Origin of the sequence: Celeribacter neptunius (genome assembly GCF_900113955.1) — a bacterium.
GTDB classification, from domain to species: Bacteria; Pseudomonadota; Alphaproteobacteria; order Rhodobacterales; family Rhodobacteraceae; genus Celeribacter; species Celeribacter neptunius.
In genome coordinates, this window is the sequence record NZ_FORH01000007.1 from 107,982 (window position 1) to 124,750 (window position 16,769).

A 16,769-nucleotide genomic window follows, 5' to 3' on the forward strand; every position below is an offset into this window, starting at 1 on the left:
GGGGCGCGCGGAACCTGAAGAAGACATATTGAGTAAGAGCACCCAAAAGGAGCTCCCCATCAAGGATTCCATATCCCACACCCCGTCGCAGCCCTATGCGCGTGTCGCCGTTCTTGGCGCCGGCAGCTGGGGCACTGCGCTCGCCACCGTTCTGGCTCGCAACGGACGCGAGGTGCGTCTCTGGGCGCGCCGTCCTGATCTGGCCGAACGGATCAATGAAACCCATGAGAATGCCGATTACCTGCCCGAGGTCGCTCTGCCAAACGGTCTGAGGGCCACGGCTGATCTGTCGCACGCGCTCGAGGGTGCGGAGGCCGTTTTGATGGTCACCCCCTCGTCGACGCTGCGCCCGATGTGTCAGGCGATCGCGTCGCATATCCCGGCGGGCATTCCGATTGCGTTGGCCTGCAAGGGCGTCGAGAAGCGCACCGGCTTTCTCTTGTCCGAGGTGGTCTCCGAGGTGCTGCCCGGCCATCCGGTGGGTGCCGTCTCCGGTCCCACCTTTGCCCGCGAGACCGCGCTCGATCATCCGACCGCGGCCACCGTGGCCTTTCCGTTTTCCTATGCCGACCGGCTCGCGCCGGAACAGAGCCCGGCGGCGCGGCTCGCCATGTCGCTCTCGGGCGGCGGGTTCCGGCCCTATGTCTCCGACGATCTGGTCGGGGTCGAGGTTGGCGGGGCGGTGAAAAACGTCATCGCCATCGCCTGTGGCATGATGTCGGGGGCAGGCTTTGCCGAAAACACCCGCGCCGCGCTGATCACCCGTGGCACCGACGAGATGAAGGCGCTCGCCCAGGCCCTGGGTGGTTCGCGCGAAACCGTCACCGGCCTCTCGGGGGCGGGCGATCTGACGCTGACCTGCAGCTCGACCACCTCGCGCAACATGTCGCTCGGCTATCAGCTCGGCCAGGGGATCGCGCGTCCGTCCTGTTTTGAAGGCCGCCCGGTGGTGGTCGAGGGCGAGGTCAACGCGGTCTCGGTCACCGATCTGGCGCATCGCATCAATGTGCCGATGCCGATCTGTGAGACGGTCCATGCGGTCCTGCACAAGGGCGCCGATCTGCAAGCGGCCTTTACCGCGCTCTGGGCGCGGCCGATCGAGGCGGAGCCCAATGCGCTCGACCTGTCACTGACCCACCCAACGCCAGATATGCCGTTACAATTCGGAGTTTCCTGAGACATGAATGTTCATGCCACACCGCGCCCGGCGATTGCCGCGCGCCGCTTTACCCTTGCGACCGATCTCGACGGCACCTTTCTGGGCGGCTCTGAAGAGGATCGCAAAATTCTCTACGACTGGATCGAGGCCAATCGCGACACCGTCGGGCTGATTTTCGTGACCGGGCGCGACCCGGAATTCATCATGGACATGTGCCGCGAGCAGGGTCTGCCCTGGCCCGAATATGTCGTCGGCGACGTCGGCACGACGATTGCCCATGTGCGCCCGGACGGTCATGTCGAACCGATCCCGGAACTCGAAGCCGATATCGCCGCGCGCTGGCACAACAAGGGTGATCATGTGCGCGCGGCGCTCGACGGGATCTCGGGGCTGACGCTTCAGCCGACAGCGTTTCGATACCGGGTCAGCTACGATCTGACACCCTCGGTCTATGATGCCTCTGCCGAGGTGCTGGTCGAGACCATGGGGCTCGACTGGCTGATTTCCGACAATCGCTATTTCGACGTTTTGCCCAAAGGCGTCTCGAAAGGTCCGTCGATCAAGCGGTTGATCTCGCATCTGGGCATTCCGGAAAACCGGGTGCTCTGCGCCGGCGACACGATGAACGACCTGTCGATGCTGATTTCCGGCCTGCCCGCCGTGGCGGTGGGCAATTCCGAGACCGCGCTCACCCAGCGCCTGCACGGTCATGACACGGTCCATCATGCCAAAGCCCACGGGGCCGCCGGCATTCTCGAGGCCATCGCCGCATTTGACCTTCATGACGCGCCAAATCACGCCTCAAATCATGCCCTGAAAGGAGCCTGATATGTCTTCCAATCTTGTGATCGTCTACCATCGCCAGCCTTACGAAGAGGTCGAGGTCGACGGCAAAATCGAATATCGCGAAAACAAAAGTCCGAACGGCATCGTGCCGACGCTGAAAAGCTTTTTCGGCCGCGTCGACAAGGGCGCCTGGATCGCCTGGAAACATGCCGATGATCCGGCGAATCCCGATTTCGAGCGGGTGATCGAGATCGACGACGCCTATGGTAAATACACCGTGTCGCGCCTGCCGCTGACGCCGGAACAGGTGACGAGCTTCTATCACGTGTCCTCGAAAGAGGCGTTCTGGCCGATCCTGCACGGGTTCAAGGAGCGCTACAATTACGACCCGGTCGACTGGCCGACCTTCCGCGAGGTGAACTGGGCCTTTGCCGAGGCCGCCGCCGCCGAAGCCGCCGAGGGCGCCGTGGTCTGGGTGCATGACTACAACCTGTGGCTGGTGCCCGGTTATCTGCGCACGCTTCGGCCCGATGTGAAGATCTCCTTCTTCCACCACACGCCGTTTCCGAACGCCGATATTTTCAACGTGCTGCCCTGGCGCAAGGAGATCCTCGAGAGCCTTCTGGCCTGCGATGTCGTCGGTTTCCACATCCCGCGTTACGTGAACAATTTCGTCTCGGCGGCGCGCTCGCTGCTCGAGGTCGAGACGCTCAAACGCGAAAAGGTCAAGCCGGAGCTGGCGTCAGAGACCTCGGCGCTCTCGGAGCAGAGCGTGGTGACCGAGGTTGGTTTTGACGGCCGGACCGTGCGGCTGCAAGCGAGCCCGGTGGGCGTCGATGTCGAGTATATCGAACAGCTTGCCTCCAGTGACAAGACGGCGGCCAAGGTCAAGGAGATCAAGCAGGAGATCGGCGACGGTCAGCTGATCCTCTCGGTCGGGCGCACGGACTACACCAAGGGCGGCATCGAACAGCTCGAAAGTTTTGAGCGGCTCTTGGAGAGCCGTCCCGATCTCAGGGGCAAGGTGCGTTTGATGCATGTCTCGGTGGCGGCCAATTCCAACATGACCGCCTATGAGGAGATCCAGCGCGATCTCGAACATCTCGCGGGCAAGATCAATGGCCGCTATGGCTCGTTCGAATGGCAACCGATTGCGCTGATCTCGCGCCCCGTGCCCTTCGAGGATCTGGTGGCCTATTATCGCGCCGCCGATGTCGCCTGGATCACGCCCTTGGCCGACGGGATGAACCTCGTGTGCAAGGAATACTGCGCTGCGCGCACCGATGAGGACGGGGTGCTGGTGCTCTCCGAATTCGCGGGGGCCGCGGTCGAGCTGGCCGCCGCCGTGCCCGCCAACCCGTTCTCGCACAAGTCGATGGACGGGGCGATCCAGTTCGCGCTCGACCTGCCACTGGAAGAGCGGCGCGGTCGGATGATTTCAAATCGCAAGATGGTCAAGCTGCAGGATATCCGCTTCTGGGCGGAAGATCAGATGCAGGCTTTCGGCGATGAGGTCCTGCCGGCCGATATCGCCGATCTGACCGGGACCGCCGCCTAAAGCCGGAACACGGCCTCGGGCAGCCGCAGGATCAGGTTCGGGTCGGGGGAAATCCCGGCCCAGACCGGCCAGAGGCTGTCATGGCCGACGCCGTAGAAATTGCCACCGGTCTGTGCGAGCAGGCTGGTGATCAGCTGGAAATGCAGATGCGGCGCCCAGCCGCCATTCTCGTGCCAGTCCCCCAGCGGCGCGATGGTCTGACCCGGGGCGATCTCATCGCCTTCGGCGACATGCGGCTGACCCAGATGACCGTAGAGCGTCCAGAACGGCAGGCCGTCTTCCGTGGCGTGTCGCAAGATCACCGTATGGCCATAGTCGAGTGGATCGGCGTTATAGGCGACCCGGTGCACGTACCCGGGCAGCGGCGCGGTGACGGAGGTGCCCGCGGGCGCGAAAATATCGATGCCGAGATGGCGCGAGCGTGGTTCCGGCCCGGAGGCGTCGCGATATTGATCGGCCATATAGACCCGGCGCTTCTCGCCATAGAGCCCGTAGCCGTAGAGCATCTCCTCGCCTTCGCGCAGCCCGTCGAACCAGGCATCGAAAGCCCGGTCGGAAAAGGCCGGCATGCGGGGCCGCTCGGAGGGCAGGGCGGTCGCGCGGGTTTCACGCGGGTCGGGCGACATCACCGGCGCGACCTCTGCATTTTTCAGGTGGCTTTGGATGGCGGCAGAGCCCGGGATCGGCGCATGGCCGCAGGCATGGCGGATCACGGCGGTGAGAAAGCCGGCGTCCAACTGGTCGAGCCGGGCGATCAATGCCGCCTCGGCCTCTCGACGGATCAGCGGCAAAAGCGCATCTGCCTCTGCCTCGGAAAGCGGCGCCCGGGCCAGCTCCGCCACAAGTGTCTCATGCAGATCCTCTGCGCCGGTAAGCGCGCCTGCGAGGCTCTTTGCGAGCTCTGTCATCTGTATCGCATCCATGGCGGCACCCTGACGGAATGGAACATGAGAGACCAGAGAAAAGGCCTCCGATCCGGAGGCCTTTCGCTTATTTCATTGAACCGGTGTCGACAAAGCGCTGGTGCCAGCTCAACGCTTCGCGCAGATCGTGCGGCGCGTGGCCGCCAAAGGAGCTTTTCTTCGCCCGCTCGTAATAGTCGCGCAGCATGTCGCGATACATCGGATGGGCGCAGGTGTTGATGATTTTCTCGGCCTTCTGCTTCGGGTCGAGCCCGCGCAGATCGGCCAGCCCCTGTTCGGTGACGATGACCTGCACATCCTGATTGATGTGATCGACATGGCTGGCCATCGGCACGATGGCGGAGATCGCGCCGCCCTTGGCGGTCGACGGCGTCATGAAGATCGACACGAAAGCGTTGCGGGCAAAATCGCCCGAGCCGCCGATGCCGTTCTGGATGCGCGACCCCATGACATGGGTCGAGTTGACGTTGCCGTAGATGTCGGCCTCGATCAGACCGTTCATCGCGACACAGCCCAGGCGACGCACCAGCTCCGGGTGGTTGGAGATTTCCTGCGGTCGCAGGATCAATTTGTCCCGATAGCGATGCGCCTCGGCATTGAACCTCTCGGCGGCCTCGGGCGAGAGCGAGAACGCGGTGGCCGAGGCCATGCGCAGCTTGCCGGCGTCGAGCATGTCAAGCATGCCGTCCTGAATCACCTCGGTGAAGGCGGTCATGTTTTCGAACGGGCTGTCGAGAAGGCCCGCGAGCACGGCATTGGTGACATTGCCAACCCCCGATTGCAGCGGCAGCAGCTCTTTCGGCATCCGGCCCATTTTCAGCTCATGGCTGAGGAACTCCAACAGATGCCCGGCAATGTCGAGCGCGACCTGATCGGGCTTGGCAAAGGGCGCGTTGCGGTCCGGCGTATCGGTCTCGACGATGGCGACGATCTTCGAGGGGTCGACCTTGAAATGCGCCTGACCGATGCGGTCGTCGGGTCTGGTCAGCGGAATGGCGACACGGTTCGGCGGCAGGGCCGTGCCGTAATAGATGTCATGCATGCCGTTGAGATATTCGCTCTGCCAGGAGTTCAGCTCGAGAATGATCTTGTCGGCACGCTCCAGCCAGGTCTTGTTGTTGCCGATCGAGGACGAGGGGATGAGATCGCCCTCGGGCGTGATGCCGGAAATCTCGATCACCGCGGTGTCCAACTCGCCCAGGAAACCCTGCCAGGCCATCGGCGCCACCTGCGACAGGTGCATGTCGAAATAGCGCATCTCGCCCTTGTTGATCCGCTCGCGGGCGATCGGGTCGGAATTGTAGGGCAGGCGGAAATCGATGCCGTCGGCCTTGGCCAGGGCGCCGTCGAGCTCCGGGCCGGTGGACGCGCCGGACCAGATCTTGATCCGGAAGGGATTGCCCTTTTCATGTTCCGCTTCGATCCGGGCGGCGAGCGCCAGCGGCACGGCTTTCGGATAACCGGAGCCGGTGAAGCCGCTCATGCCGACAGTGGCACCATTGGTGACGAGGGCGGCGGCGTCCTCGGCGGACATGATCTTGGATTGCAGCGAGGCTGGAACAGGGCGGCGTGCGATGGTCACGAGAGGTCTCCAACTGGTGGAAAGTCATGGATGCGTGTCCGGTGCGGCGCATATATCGGGGAAGAGAGGGGGGATTCGATCCGACCTACTCCTCCCAAAAGCCGCCCGATCATCCCGTGCATCTAGACGCCTTCTGAGGGCGCTGCCAGTCAATTTCCGCTGGTCAAATCCGGTATGCGATTGTGCACAGGTTTTTGTAATGGTTTTTGCAATTTCAATCTGTGAAGCAGGATTTGCAAACTTCTTTCAAACTCTCTGTGCAAAGCCTGAAATGGGAAAATTTATAAACGAAAACAGGCCCAAAGGGCCTGTTCGGGGGTGTTGTGTCGGCCTGGGATCAGGCCAATTGACCGCGTTCCACCCGCAGGAACTGTTTCACGCGGGAGGCATCTTTCGGACCTTTGCGCGCACGGTCGATCTGTTCCCAGACGCGGGAGCGCCCGGCGGCGCGATCATGGCTGAGATAATGGACGAGACGACCATTACCTGCGGCGCGGTGGGACGTGTCTACGATATTGCGAGTCATAACTCTCCTCCTCCTTGACTGAGCCTAGTATAGCACAAGAGCACGGGGTCGGACCCGATATAGATCAAATTTCCGCAAAGAGCCTGTATTTGCGCCGTCAGACGGGGGCGGGGCAGGCTCAGCTCCGGCCATGAACACGCTGCCAGCACCAGAGGATCAGCCCGCCGATCAGCACGATGATCAGCGACAGCAGAAACGGTGCACCGGGCTGGTAATGCGGGGTGCCGGGGCGGGAGAAGATCGCGAAAGTCTCGGTCATGATCAGCGGGCTGAGGATCGTGGCAAGGGCCGCGATGGAGCCGGTGACCCCTTGCAATTCGCCCTGCTGGTCGTCCGGGGTGGCGGTGCTCATCATCGATTGCAGCGCCGGGATCGAAATGGCGGAAATTCCGGAGAGGATCGTCATGATCCACATCAGCGGCACATTGGCGGTGAAGCCGAAGGCGAGAAACACGATACTGTCCATTGCGATCCCGGCCATGGCGACGCGATAGGCGCCGAACCGGCTGACCAGCGGGCCGACCAGCACGGCCTGGGCGATCCCCATGGTGATGCCGAAGGCAAAGAGCGTCAGGCCGATCATCGCAGTGTCGAAGCCAAAGCGTTCCTCGGTGAAAAACGACCAGACCGCCGGGTAGACGAAATAGGCGAGCTCATAGAGGCCGAAGACCGCCAGGAGCCCGGTCAGCCCCTTGAGCTGGCCGATGGCGCGAAAGGCGCCGAACGGGTTGGCGCGCGACAGCTGAAAGGGCCGGCGTTTGTCCCGGGCGAGGCTCTCGGGCATGACCAGCAGGCCAAAGAGCATATTGGCCCCGGCAATCGCGGCCGCGAGCAGAAAGGGCGCGCGGGTGTCGATCGTGGCGAGAAGCCCGCCGATCTTCGGTCCGAAGGCAAATCCAAGTCCGAAAGCGGCATGGACATAGCCGAAATTGCGGGCGCGCTCCCCGGGTTTCGAGATATCCGCCATGAAGGCCGCCGCCGTGCCCGGGGTGGCGGCGGTGATCCCGGCGATCACCCGGCCAATGAGCAGGAGCCAGATCGTCTGCGCCACCGCCATCACCAGATAGTCGAGCATCATCACGAAAAGCGCGGAGATCAGCACGGGTTTGCGGCCAAAACGGTCGGAGAGATTGCCGACCAGCGGGCCGAACAGGAATTGCATCACCGCGAAACCGGTGGCCAGAAGCCCGCCCCAGAGCGCCGCATCGGCCAGCGCCTGACCGGTGACTTCGCGGATCAGCGTTGGCATGACCGGAAAGATCAGCCCGATGCCGATGCCGTCGATCAGCACCGTGGTGACGATGAAGATGATCGGCAGGCGATGGCGCCGGGGCGCGGGGGCAGACGCGGGAATGGAGGGGATGGACATGGGGGTGACCTGAAAAAGGGGGCGACCTGAAAAGGCGGGATATTTCGAAAAAGACCCCGTCTTTGTGGCCCGCCTTTCGTGATCTGTCTATGACAGTTCGCGCAGAGCCCCCTCGATGATATCCGCAACCCGGTCGGGCATGGCGAAATACGGTGCATGGCCCGAGGGCAGGGCATGCACATGTCCGGCGGGAAACTCCGCGCTCATCTTGCGCTGCTCTTCGGGCGGGATCACCCGGTCTGCGTCACAGATGACATAATGGCGCGGCAGGGTTTGCGAGGCTTCGGTGACATGAAGCGGCGTTTCCTGTGGCCGGATCGCCTGTGGCCCGAGATGGGTTCTGACATAGTCCGCCACATCGTCCGGGCAATCGTGACAGAGCGCCTCGACGCCCTCTTTCGCTTTGAACAGAAAGGCGCGGCCATCGTCGGTCCGCTCGATGAGATCCAGCACCGGATGCGCCTCGGCGGTTTTGCGCATATCCGCGAGGCTCATGCCGTCGCGCGGTACATAGGCGCAAAGATAGACGAGACCCGCGATCTTTTCGGGCGCGTGCTCTGCGGCGGCGGCGATGGAAAACCCGCCGGCGGAATGGCCGATCAGAAGCACCGGGCGGTTCCCATGCCGGGCGATGTCGTGCAGGATGGCGTCGCGATAGCGTTCCTGCGTCACCTCGGTGTAATCCATCCGGTCCTCGCCATGGGACGGCAGGTCGATGGCGCGGGCGTCAATGCCGCGGGCGGCAAGCGCGGCAAGCAGGTCGCGCCAGCACCAGGCGCCATGGCCGGAGCCGTGGATCAAAAAGCACCTCAGGTTGCGACATGGCCAATCTCCTTGAGAAAATCCCCGATGAGCCGGGCGTAATCCTCTGGCGCGTCGACCGGCGGCAAATGGCCGGACCGGCGCATCAGTTCGAATTTCGAGCCGGGGATGACGCCGAGAGTTTCGCGCACCAGATCGGGCGGGGTCGAGCCGTCATAGCCGCCGGCAATGCCCAGGCACGACAGGCGCAGCCCCGAGCTCGGCGTGTAGAAATCCGTGCCGGCGATGGCGGCGGCGCAGCCGAGATAGCCCTCGAGCGGGGTGTCGGTGATGCTCTGGCCCCAGCGCCTTGCGGCGTCGCTCTGGCGAAACTTCGGCGCGAACCAGCGTTCCAGAGTGGGGGCCACCATGGCCTCCAGGCCCTTGTCGCGGATCTCGGCGATGCGCTTGTCCCAAACGGAGCGCGTGCCGATCTTGGCGGCGGTGTTCGACAGCACCAGCGCCCGGATCTGGTCGAGGCGCTTGACCGCCAGCCCCTGGGCGATCAGCCCGCCGATGGAAATGCCGACAAACACCGCGTCCTTCACCCCGAGATGGTCGAGCAGGCGCTCGGCATCCTTGACCAGCGCCCCCATGGAATAGGGCCCATCGGGCGCATCCGATTGGCCGTGGCCGCGCAGGTCATAGCGAATGAGCCTGAGTCCCTCGGGCAGATGCGGTACCACATCGTCCCAGAGATGCAGGTTGGTTCCCAAGGCATGGGCAAAGACCACCGGCGCGCCCCCTGCAGGCCCGCTTTCCGCGACATTGAGGGCGATGTGGCCGAGGTCAATCTTCATGGCTGAAGTCACGGTTGGGCCTCGTCGAGCATGTCGATGAAACGGGTGATCACATTGAGACTTTCCGGCTCGTCGAGAAACGGCACATGGCCGCGGTTCCCGACCGTGGCGGCGATCATGTCGGGGCGGCGGCGGCACATCTCGGCCATGGTCTCGGCGCTCAGAAGGTTGGAATTCTCGCCTCTGAGGAGCGCCAGCGGCAACCCGTCGAGCGCATCGAATAATGGCCAGAGATCCGGCAGGGCGCCGGTGACGCTCTGGGCCTCGATCGCATCGCGCAGCTTCGGATCGTACCGCAACTCGAGGCGCTTTTCGCCCTCGCTCCAGATCCGGCGGGCATAGGTCAGCCAGTCCTCATGCGAGACATCGGGGAATTGCGCGCCCATGGCTTTTGGCAACCGCAGGGCCGCATCCTCATAGGAACGATAGGCCGAGGGGCGCCCGAGAAAATCCATGATATGGGCGAGCCCGACGGGATCTATGTCCGGCCCGATGTCGTTCAGCAGCACCCCCGTCAGCCTGTCCCTGGCGGTGATCGCAAGCGCCATGGCGATCAGCCCGCCACGGGATGTGCCGAGGATCGCGGCCTTCTCGAGACCCAGATGATCGAGCAGGGCCAGCGCATCGGCGCCTTCCTGCGGGATGGTGTAATTCATGAAATCCGGATCATGATCCGAGGCGCCGCGGCCGCGGCTGTCGAGCCGGATGATCCGGGCGCGGGCGGCGAAATGCTCCACCACCGGTTCGAAATCATCCATGTTGCGGGTCAGTCCGGCGAGACAGAGGATCGGCCCCCCCGTGCCCTGATCGTCATAGGCCAGTGTCAGCCCGTCTGCGGTGGTGAATGTGGTCATGGCGCTCTCCTTGCCGCGAGAGTGTCATGTGGGTCTGGCAGAGAAAAGGGCTTTTGCGGCCTTCGGGTGCGCGGCGCTCAGATCAGCCCGGTCAGCAGCCAATAGCCGCCGGTGAAATGCACGGTCAGGGTAAAGGCGTAAGCGGCCATGACCAGAAGCGCCTGATTGGGGCTGAGGCGGGCCTGTTTCGGACGATGCCGGTGCAACAGGCTCTGGAAACCGGCCGCGGCGAGGATGCCCATGGCAATGGAGTGATCTCGCAGCGCGGCCGAGGCAAAGGCGGCGCTCATGAAGACGGTGACGATCGGGCTCAGCTGCGGCCAGAAGGCGTCCGAGACGGCATGGACCACTCGGCCGCCGCCAAACGGCAGAAACGGCAGGAGCATGATGAAATTGAACGTGCCCAGCATGATGGCGAGGATGCGCATCAGGTTGGCGATGCCCGGCGCATGGGGCGCAAGCGCGTGGAACAGGCCGAAGGCCAGGACCATCGGCACGATGGCCAGCGCCGGCGCATAGAGCGCGGCAAAGCTTTCCTCGAGCGCGTGATCGAACGCCCGGTCGGAGCGCGGTCCGGACAGGTAAGGCAGGGGCACGAGGCGCACGCGGGCCACCTCATGGCCGATGAAACGACAGGCCAGCGCCGAGCCGTATTCATGCAGCAGCACCGCGAGCACGAAGCCGATGCCGAACAAGGGCGAGGTGAGGGCCGAGACCGCCACGGTGATGACAAAGCCGATCACAACGCCCGTGCCATCGAAACCGCTTGCGGTGATCCGCCCGGCGCCGGGCAGCGGCGCGGTGACGAGCGGCAGGGCAAAAATGCCCAACGCGATGGCAAGGATGAGAAAACTCATGGCAATTTACGGCGTTCACTTATCTTAAATGCTTGAGGTTTTGATGCGTCTGGAATGTGGCGAGAATGTGGCACATGCCCCGCCTGACCCGATGAAAGCCGCGATCAACGCTCTGTTTCCATGTTTGCTACAGTGGCGAAATGGGCGAAAAATCAGGATGAAAGGCAAAAAATGCCCGGGCAAACGACAAGGGGGTGACTTGTCGTATTTGTGCCCTAATCTTGGGACAGCGCGAATTTGCCCGGAGGGGATCATGAACAATACGGTTGAGAAACTTCGCGAAAGCCTTCGGGAACTGCAAGACCAGCTTGAACGCGAGGCGATGGAGGCGCGCGAACGCTTCCAGTACCGGCTTTCGAACGGGCGGGTGATCTTCGAGGAAGAGGCGCGGCGGCGCGGGCGCCTGCTCAAGGTGCGCTGGTCGGTGTTCCTGCGCCGGGCGCGCCCCTGGGAGATCATCACCGCGCCGCTGATCTACGGGCTGATCGTGCCCTTCGTGCTCCTCGATCTCGCCGTGACGATCTATCAATGGGTCTGTTTCCCGGTCTACGGGCTGCCGAAGGTCGAGCGCAAAAAATATATCGCCGTCGACCGCCACAAGCTCACCTATCTGAATTTCATGCAGAAGCTGAACTGTATCTATTGCGGCTATGGCAACGGGCTTCTGGCCTATGTGCGCGAGGTGGCCGGGCGCACGGAATATTACTGGTGCCCGATCAAACACGCCCGGAACATGCCGGACCGGCATGACCATTATCAGGATTTCCTGGAATTCGGCGATGGCGAGAGCTGGGATGAGAAGTTCATCGACATGAAGGGGCGGGCGCGGGCTTGCGAAGATTGCGATGGCTGCGGTTCCGACGGTTGTCACTGACGCAGGATTTCAGCCGCGCGCCGGCGCCCCCATCATATCCGCCACATTTTCCGCGATCATCATCGTTGGCGCGTTGGTGTTGCCGGCAATGATGCAGGGCATGATCGAGGCATCGACCACGCGCAGCCCGCTCACGCCACGCAGCCGCGCCTCGGGATCGACCACAGATCCCGTGTCTGCCCCCATGCGACAGGTGCCGACCGGGTGGTAGATCGTTTCGGCGCGCGCGCGGATGTCGGCGATCAGCGCTTCATCGCTTTGGACTTCGGGGCCGGGCTCCAGCTCGGCTTTGACATGGCGGGTGAGGCTCGGCGCCTGCATCACCCTGCGGGCGATCTTGAACGCCTTGAGCAAGGTGTCCATGTCCTCGGGGTGGCTCAGGTAATTCGCATCGATCCGGGGAAGCGCCCGCGGATCGGGTGAGGCGAGTGTCACATGGCCGCGCGATTTCGGCAGCAGATCACAGACATGCAGGGTCATGCCATAGCCCCACGCGGTCTGGCGCCCGTGATCGCGCAGGAAGGCCGGCAGGAAATGGAATTGCAGGTTCGGGCGTGGCTGGTCGGCATCGGAGCGCACGAAGCCCCCGGCCTCGGCAACATTCGAGGTCAGATCGCCCCGGCGCTTGCGCGCGAATTGCCAGGCGCTGCGCAGCGCACGCGGCAGGTAAGAGGGCGCGATGCCGATCGGCAGGCGGTCGGCGGCGGCGCTCACCACGGTGATGTCGAGGTGATCGGCGAGATTGGCGCCGACCTCCGGCTGCTCGAAGAGCACATCGATGCCATGGTCTTTGAGCGTGGCGCCGGGGCCAATCCCCGAGAGCATGAGGATCTGTGGGGTCTGCAGCGCGCCGGCGGACAGGATGACCTCGCCGCCGGGATTGAGCGGGACCTCGCGATCCGCAAGCGCAACACCCGTTGCCTGCCGGTCCCTGAACACGACGCGGGAGACCTGTGCTTCGGTGAGGATGTCGAGGTTCGGACGATGCCGCACCGGATCGAGAAAGGCGCGGGCGGAGGAAAAGCGTTGGCCGTTCTTCTGCGTCAATTGGTAAAGCCCGACGCCCTCCTGATCCGCACCATTGAAATCGCGCCGCTCGGGGTAGCCCAGCTCCACCCCGGCCTGCACGAAAGCCGTCGAAAGCGGATTGGGGCTGCGCAGATCGGACACAGACAGAGGTCCATCGCTGCTGTGGAACTCGTCGGCGATCTGGGCATTGGCCTCGAGCCGTTTGAACAGCTCGAATGCGCGCGGCCAGTCCCAAGCCTCGCCTGCCGCCTCGGCCCAACCGCGATAATCCTCGGGATGGCCGCGCATATAGATCATCGCATTGATCGAGGAGGAGCCGCCCAGGGTCTTGCCGCGTGGCCAATAGAGGCTGCGGTGATTCAAGGCGGGATCGGGGGCGGTGTGATGGCCCCAGCTGAACCAGCCCATCCGCGCAATGGCGGCGATGCCCAGCGGGATGTGGATCAGCCGGTTTTTGTCACGCGGTCCGGCCTCGATCAGGCAGACCCGCTTCTCGGGGTCGGCCGAAAGCCGGTTGGCCATGACACAGCCCGCCGACCCGCCGCCGACAATGATATAATCGTACATGCCGCTTCTCCTCCGCGCGCCACACGGGGGAAGGCTACACCAGCTTTGCCGCATGTCCCAAAGGACGTCGCGTCAGGTTCAGGAGCAAGTTCAGGGCCAGGTTCAGAGGGGGGGCATCTCTTCCAGCGGCGTCCAGCCGAACAGGAGTGCGCGGCTTTCCGGATCAAAGGCGAAAAGATTGCCGCCACCTGCGGGTTGATCGGCGTCGCGCGAGATCGGTTTGCCTGCGAGCGACAACATCAACAGCGTGCCGACCCCGCCATGGCCACAGATCAGCACGTCGCCCGTCTCATGGCCGTCGAGCACTTGACCGACCGCGGCGATGACGCGTGCCTGCGCCCGGCGTGCCGGCTCCCAGCCGCGGATGCTCTTGTCCGGGTGCGCGAAGAACGCGTCGGCCACCGCCTCGAACTCCTCGGGCGGCAGAAAGCCGGTGGCGGAACGGTCGTTCTCATGCAACTCGGGAAAGGCGGTCAGCGGCAGGGATTTGGCCTCGGCAAAATGCGCCGCCGTCTCCATCGCCTTGCTCTCGGTCGAGCTGACGATGCGGGTGATTTTTCGGTGCCATGACATGGAAAGGGCCGCCTCCAATCGGAGACGGCCCTGATGATTGAGACCCCAGCGGGGCACCGGAACCTGCCTGTCCAACGCGATCTGCGGATGGGACAGGTAGAAGACCCGCATCAGATATTTTCGATCCGCGGCATGCCCATGATGTGATAGCCGCCATCGACGCGGATGATCTCGCCGGTGGTGAAGGCACCACCGTCTGAGGCGAGATAGACCGCCGTGGCGCCGACCGCCTCAAGCGTTGCGTTCGACTGCAAAGGCGCGTTGCTTTCGGCGTGTTTATAGGTCCGGCGCGCACCGCCGATGGCGGAGCCGGCGAGCGTTTTCATCGGACCGGGAGAGATCGCGTTGACGCGGATGCCCTCGGGGCCGAGATCGTTGGCGAGGTAGCGCACGGAGCTTTCCAGAGCGGCTTTGGCAACCCCCATGACATTGTAGTTCGGCACGACCTTGTTCGAGCCTTCGAAAGTGAGCGTCATCAGCGTGCCGCCATTCGTCATCAGCGCGGAGGCGCGTTTGGCAACATCGATGAAGCTGAAACACGAGATATGCAGCGAATTCTTGAAATTCGCCTCGGTGGTGTCGCGGAACCGGCCGGTGAGTTCGGATTTGTCCGAATAGGCAATGGCGTGTACCACGAAATCGAGGCTGCCCCATTTGTCTTTCAGAGCGCCGAAGGCCTCGTCCATCTGTTCGGGATTGGTGACATCGACATCGACCATGGTGTCGGAGCCGACGGAGGCCGCGAGCGGTTCCAAGCGTTTGCCGAATGCCTCGCCCTGATAGGTGAAGGCCAGTTCCGCGCCCTCATCGGCACAGGCTTTCGCGATGCCCCAGGCGATGGAGCGTTCATTGGCGACGCCCATGACGAGCCCGCGTTTGCCTTTGAGAAGATCAGCCATGTCAGCTCCCGTATTTCATTTGCGGTTTGTTTGGCCTGTTTGGCTCTTGGGGTCAAGGTTTTGGGGGAGGGTCAGCTTTGTGGACGGAGGGGACGTTGGCGTCTTTGGCATCAAGCCGTGACCAGCCTGTCCGTGGGGTGGCGCTCACACGATTGAGCAAGGCACTTTATGGCGCCAAGTACATCCATCATTTGAGGTCATTGCGAGCTCAGAATGCGCCAGCCCGCCGGGACGGGCAGGCGCAGGCGCGGCGGCCTTCGGCCTCGTTCCGCGCCAGAAGGGTCAACGTCCCCAAAGGGCTCATTCTCACCGCTCTCCAAGGAAACGGCCACGCCCTTTCGAGCATGGCCGTACATTCAATCCTGAGGCAATTCTCAGCCGAGGTATTTCGACATCAGCATCGAGCCATTGGTGCCGCCGAACCCAAACGAGTTGGTCATAACCGTATCAAGGCCCGCATTTTCCACCAGTTTGGTGGCAATCTCGCCGTCGAGGATCGCCGGATCGAGCGTCTCGACGTTGATCGACGGGATGATGAAATCGTTCTGAAGCGCCAGGAGGCAATAGACGGCCTCTTGCGCGCCGGTCGCGCCTTGGCTGTGGCCGGTCATCGATTTCGTCGAGGAAATCACCGGGCTTGCGCCTTCGCCGAACACCCGGCGCACGGCTTCCACCTCGCCGACATCGCCGACGGGGGTCGAGGTGCCATGGGCGTTGATATAATCGACCTTGCGGCCTTCCGGCAGGGTGGAGAGCGCCAGACGCATCGCGCGCTCGCCGCCTTCGCCGGAGGGGGCGACCATGTCGGCGCCGTCGGAGGTGGCGGCAAAACCGGTCACTTCGGCATAGATCTTGGCGCCGCGGGCCTTCGCGTGTTCCAGCTCTTCGAGCACCAGAATGGCGCCGCCGCCGGAGATCACGAAACCGTCGCGATTGGCATCAAAGGCGCGGGAGGCTTTTTCCGGCGTGTCGTTGAATTTCGAGGACATCGCGCCCATCGCGTCAAACAGGCAGGACAGCGTCCAGTCGAGCTCTTCGCCACCACCTGCGAACATCACGTCCTGCTTGCCCATCATGATCTGCTCGGAGGCCGAACCGATGCAATGCAGCGAGGTCGAGCAGGCCGAGGTGATCGAATAGTTGATCCCCTTGATCTGATAGGCGGTCGCGAGGTTGGCGGAAATCGTCGACCCCATGCATTTCGGCACCGCGAAAGGCCCGACGCGCTTGGTCGACATGGTCTTCAATACGGATTGATGCGCCGTGAGCATGGCCGAGGTGGACGGGCCGCCGGAACCGGCAATCAGACCGGTGCGCGGGTTCACCACGTCGCTTTCCTCGAGGCCTGCGTCGGCGATGGCCTGACCCATGGCGATATGGGCATAGGCGGCACCCGGTCCCATGAAGCGCAGGGCGCGTTTGTCGACATGTTCCTTGATGTCGAGATCGATGGCCCCGGCAATCTGGGACCGGAACCCGTATTCCTTCATGTCCTCATTGGCGGTGATGCCGGATTTCCCGGCTTTCAACGAGGCCAGCACCTCTTCGGCATTGTTGCCGATGGAGGAGACAATCCCCAGACCTGTAACGACGACGCGACGCATGGCGTGTT

At 63.3% G+C, this 16,769-nt stretch carries 16 protein-coding genes; 4 read left to right on the top strand and 12 right to left on the bottom strand.

Translation table 11 applies throughout. The features are described from left to right. Window positions 1–70 precede the first annotated feature (70 nt). From BM151_RS16345 to ggpS, 3 genes are read left to right on the top strand one after another with little or no spacing between them, the layout of a single operon-like run. Window positions 71–1,177, top strand: coding sequence for an NAD(P)H-dependent glycerol-3-phosphate dehydrogenase (locus BM151_RS16345; RefSeq protein WP_281245328.1), 1,107 nt, complete (start codon window positions 71–73; stop codon window positions 1,175–1,177). A 3-nt stretch (window positions 1,178–1,180) separates the two neighbouring features. After that, a complete protein-coding gene (locus tag BM151_RS16350; protein ID WP_090061818.1) occupies window positions 1,181–1,987 on the top strand; it encodes an HAD-IIB family hydrolase in 807 nt (268 codons plus the stop codon). A gap of 1 nt (window position 1,988) precedes the next feature. Further along, window positions 1,989–3,503 (top strand): glucosylglycerol-phosphate synthase, encoded by a 1,515-nt coding sequence (gene ggpS / locus BM151_RS16355; protein WP_090061819.1) that lies wholly within the window; start codon window positions 1,989–1,991, stop codon window positions 3,501–3,503. On the opposite strand, the gene BM151_RS16360 is transcribed toward ggpS, so the two are convergent. From BM151_RS16360 to BM151_RS16395, 8 genes are all read right to left on the bottom strand, one after another. Next, window positions 3,500–4,411, bottom strand: a complete 912-nt coding sequence (locus tag BM151_RS16360; protein ID WP_177213191.1) for a peptidoglycan DD-metalloendopeptidase family protein — start codon at window positions 4,409–4,411, stop codon at window positions 3,500–3,502. The genes ggpS and BM151_RS16360 overlap by 4 nt on opposite strands. An 82-nt stretch (window positions 4,412–4,493) precedes the next feature. After that, window positions 4,494–6,008 (bottom strand): succinyl-CoA:acetate CoA-transferase ScpC, encoded by a 1,515-nt coding sequence (gene scpC / locus BM151_RS16365; protein ID WP_090061821.1) that lies wholly within the window; start codon window positions 6,006–6,008, stop codon window positions 4,494–4,496. A 337-nt stretch (window positions 6,009–6,345) separates the two neighbouring features. Beyond that, window positions 6,346–6,534: a hypothetical protein gene (locus tag BM151_RS16370; RefSeq protein WP_090061822.1), complete on the bottom strand. Its 189-nt coding sequence runs from the start codon at window positions 6,532–6,534 to the stop codon at window positions 6,346–6,348. A 118-nt stretch (window positions 6,535–6,652) separates the two neighbouring features. Continuing rightward, window positions 6,653–7,903 (bottom strand): TCR/Tet family MFS transporter, encoded by a 1,251-nt coding sequence (locus BM151_RS16375; RefSeq protein ID WP_090061823.1) that lies wholly within the window; start codon window positions 7,901–7,903, stop codon window positions 6,653–6,655. An 87-nt stretch (window positions 7,904–7,990) separates the two neighbouring features. Next, window positions 7,991–8,704 carry an alpha/beta fold hydrolase gene (locus tag BM151_RS16380; protein WP_245781238.1) on the bottom strand — a complete coding sequence of 238 codons (714 nt, stop codon included), beginning with the start codon at window positions 8,702–8,704 and terminating at the stop codon, window positions 7,991–7,993. 8 nt (window positions 8,705–8,712) lie between these two features. Further along, entirely contained in the window at window positions 8,713–9,504 is a 792-nt protein-coding gene (gene pcaD / locus BM151_RS16385) for a 3-oxoadipate enol-lactonase (RefSeq protein WP_090061825.1), read from the bottom strand. A gap of 8 nt (window positions 9,505–9,512) precedes the next feature. Then, complete coding sequence (locus BM151_RS16390) at window positions 9,513–10,358, bottom strand: alpha/beta fold hydrolase (protein ID WP_090061826.1); 846 nt, start codon at window positions 10,356–10,358, stop codon at window positions 9,513–9,515. Between the two features lie 77 nt (window positions 10,359–10,435). Then, on the bottom strand, window positions 10,436–11,215 hold the full coding sequence (locus BM151_RS16395; RefSeq protein WP_090061827.1) for a zinc metalloprotease: 780 nt from the start codon (window positions 11,213–11,215) through the stop codon (window positions 10,436–10,438). Between the two features lie 253 nt (window positions 11,216–11,468). Here BM151_RS16395 and BM151_RS16400 point away from each other — a divergent pair, with 253 nt between their 5' ends. Beyond that, window positions 11,469–12,089: a hypothetical protein gene (locus tag BM151_RS16400; protein ID WP_090061828.1), complete on the top strand. Its 621-nt coding sequence runs from the start codon at window positions 11,469–11,471 to the stop codon at window positions 12,087–12,089. Window positions 12,090–12,098: 9 nt separating this feature from the next. Here the strand turns inward: BM151_RS16400 and BM151_RS16405 are convergent, their stop codons facing one another. From BM151_RS16405 to fabB, 4 genes are all read right to left on the bottom strand, one after another. Beyond that, entirely contained in the window at window positions 12,099–13,685 is a 1,587-nt protein-coding gene (locus BM151_RS16405) for a GMC family oxidoreductase (RefSeq protein ID WP_090061829.1), read from the bottom strand. 102 nt (window positions 13,686–13,787) lie between these two features. Beyond that, window positions 13,788–14,369, bottom strand: coding sequence for a histidine phosphatase family protein (locus BM151_RS16410; RefSeq protein WP_090061830.1), 582 nt, complete (start codon window positions 14,367–14,369; stop codon window positions 13,788–13,790). Continuing rightward, the gene (locus BM151_RS16415) at window positions 14,369–15,157 is read right to left on the bottom strand and encodes an enoyl-ACP reductase FabI (RefSeq protein WP_090061831.1); all 789 of its coding nucleotides are present in this window, start codon (window positions 15,155–15,157) and stop codon (window positions 14,369–14,371) included. The genes BM151_RS16410 and BM151_RS16415 overlap by 1 nt, the downstream gene beginning before the upstream one ends. Window positions 15,158–15,531: 374 nt before the next feature. Beyond that, the gene (fabB, locus tag BM151_RS16420) at window positions 15,532–16,761 is read right to left on the bottom strand and encodes a beta-ketoacyl-ACP synthase I (RefSeq protein ID WP_090061832.1); all 1,230 of its coding nucleotides are present in this window, start codon (window positions 16,759–16,761) and stop codon (window positions 15,532–15,534) included. Window positions 16,762–16,769: the final 8 nt, after the last annotated feature.